This is a genomic window from Streptomyces sp. WAC06614 (genome assembly GCF_003949795.1).
Classification (GTDB): domain Bacteria; phylum Actinomycetota; class Actinomycetes; order Streptomycetales; family Streptomycetaceae; genus Streptomyces.
Map to the genome: position 1 here is coordinate 1 of NZ_RPRY01000638.1, position 1,589 is coordinate 1,589.

2 protein-coding genes and 1 pseudogene are annotated in these 1,589 nt (G+C 74.4%); all 3 read left to right on the forward strand.

The features are described from left to right. Window positions 1-519, forward strand: a pseudogene (locus EF918_RS35515) (hypothetical protein); the annotation flags it as partial. Window positions 520-566: 47 nt separating this feature from the next. After that, window positions 567-1,148: a TetR/AcrR family transcriptional regulator gene (locus tag EF918_RS35520; RefSeq protein WP_185922092.1), complete on the forward strand. Its 582-nt coding sequence runs from the start codon at window positions 567-569 to the stop codon at window positions 1,146-1,148. Between the two features lie 90 nt (window positions 1,149-1,238). Then, window positions 1,239-1,589: urease subunit gamma (gene ureA / locus EF918_RS35525; protein ID WP_125652954.1), on the forward strand; the 351-nt coding region annotated here is incomplete at its 3' end.

Consider the following 1,589-nt stretch of genomic DNA (forward strand, 5'->3'; position numbering starts at 1 on the left):
CCCCCGCCGCCCGCCCCGCCCCGGCCGCCCGCGTCGCGGCGCGGACGGCGGCTGCCGGCGGTGGCGCTGGCGGTGGCCGGGACCCTGCTGGCGGCCGCCGGAGCCGTGTACTGGTTCGACGTCCCGGACGGGGACGACGGGGACGCCGGGGCCTACCGGCCCGGCTACGCCCGGACGAAGCTGACCGCCCCCGACTCGGGCTACGAGTTCGACCTGGAGGCCGGCCAGGTGGTGCCGGCGGACACGGCCGCCTGGTACCTCGCCCGGGAAGGGCGGGCCTTCGTGCCGTCGGAGGCCTCGGACGTCCATCTGCCCGACGGCGCCGAGCCGACCGCCGCCGCGTGCGAACGAGGCATCGGGACCCGACCCGTCACGGCCCTGCCGTTCAGCGCACTGGGGGAGCGGCGCCCGTTCTGCGTCCGCAGCCCGGACCACCGCCGCATCGCCGTCGTCCGGCTGCTCGACGCGCCCGCGGACGGCTCCGTCACGATCCTCGTCGACCAGTACCGTCGGGGCTGAACGGGCCGTGTACTCCTGCCCCGGCGCGCCCGGGTAAGGTGCCTGACATGGCGTCTCGCAGCACTCAGATCCTCGAAGCGGCCGCCCGGGTCATCGCCCGGCGCGGTGTCCGCGGGCTGCGCGTGGAGGAACTCGCGGCCGAGGCAGGGGTGTCCACCGCCCTGATCTACTACCACTTCAAGGACCGCACCGGGGTCCTGCGTCAGACCCTGGAGTTCATCAACGACCGCGCCGAGCGGTACACCACGGAGCGCGATCCGTCCGACCCTCCGCTCAGCCCCCGCGAGGAGCTGGAGGAGACCCTCCTGCTGGAGCTCCAGGACACCGTCGAGGTACGGGAGAACAGCGCGGCCTGGGGCGAACTGCGGGCGAGCGCCGTCTTCGACGAGGTGCTGCGCGAGGACCTCGCCCGGGCCACCCTCGTCTGGGTCCAGGAGGTCGCCGCGCTGCTGGGGCAGGTCCAGCCGATGGCGCCGGCCTCGTCGCTCGCCGCCGCGGCCGAGCGGCTCACCGCCCTGCTGGAAGGACTCAGCATGCGCTGGCTCAGCGGAGGGATCAGGATCGGCCACGCCCGCGAGCTGATGCGCGGCGCCGTCGAGGCCGAACTGGCCGGGCTCCAGCAGCACTGACGACCCTCGTCCCTGCCTCCCCGAAGAGGCAGGGACGTTTCGCTGTCCCGTCTATTGACTGAATTTTCAGTCAGTGTCAGAGTGAACGACATGCCACTGACGCCCACCGAGCGTGACCGGTTGTTGCTGTTCACCACCGCCGAACTCGCCCGTGCCCGCCGCGCCCGCGGCCTGAAGCTGAACGTCCCCGAGGCCACGGCGATCGTCGCGGACACCGTCTGCGAGGCGGCCCGGGACGGTCTCCGCCTCGCCGAGGCCCTCGCGCGCGGCCGGTCGGTGCTCGGGCCGGACGACGTCCTGCCGGGCGTGGCGGACGTGGTGACCGAGGTGATGGTGGAGGCCGTGTTCGAGGACGGCAGCCGGCTCGCGGCGGTCGGTGACCCCTTCGGGGCCCACCTGCCGGACGCGGCCGCCCCCGGTGCCCTCCTGCCCGCCCCGCAC